We start from the raw sequence: 301 nt of genomic DNA, 5'->3' as shown, positions 1-301 counted from the left end.
CCACTAATAACCAAGCAACAGATGACTCTAAATAATTATGGCACTCTCTTTTTTCATGCGCTTAATGCAGGTATAGAAAACAATGACTGAAGAAGTAAAATCAGGATTTGTCGCTCATTTAATCGAGTTGCGTGACCGGTTGATAAAATCGCTATTGAGTATTTTAGTGATATTTATTGGTTTGGTTTACTTTGCAAACGATATTTATACGTTTGTAGCTGCTCCTCTAGTCGCTCATTTACCTAGTACTGCCACTATGATAGCAACGCATGTCACTGCGCCATTTTTTTCTCCCTTTAAA

The 301-nt window shown here is 36.9% G+C and carries 1 protein-coding gene; it reads left to right on the top strand.

What is annotated here, in order from left to right:
• Positions 1-82: 82 nt before the first annotated feature.
• Positions 83-301, top strand: a 219-nt coding sequence (locus tag AAEY88_RS12790) for a twin-arginine translocase subunit TatC (RefSeq protein ID WP_350562984.1), incomplete at its 3' end; no start/stop codon positions are given.

The sequence above is a fragment of the Psychrobacter sp. CAL346-MNA-CIBAN-0220 genome, from assembly GCF_040309805.1.
In the GTDB taxonomy this organism is placed as follows: Bacteria; Pseudomonadota; Gammaproteobacteria; order Pseudomonadales; family Moraxellaceae; genus Psychrobacter.
Note: the sequence above shows the minus strand (reverse complement) of the source record. Positions and strands in the feature narration are given on the sequence as shown.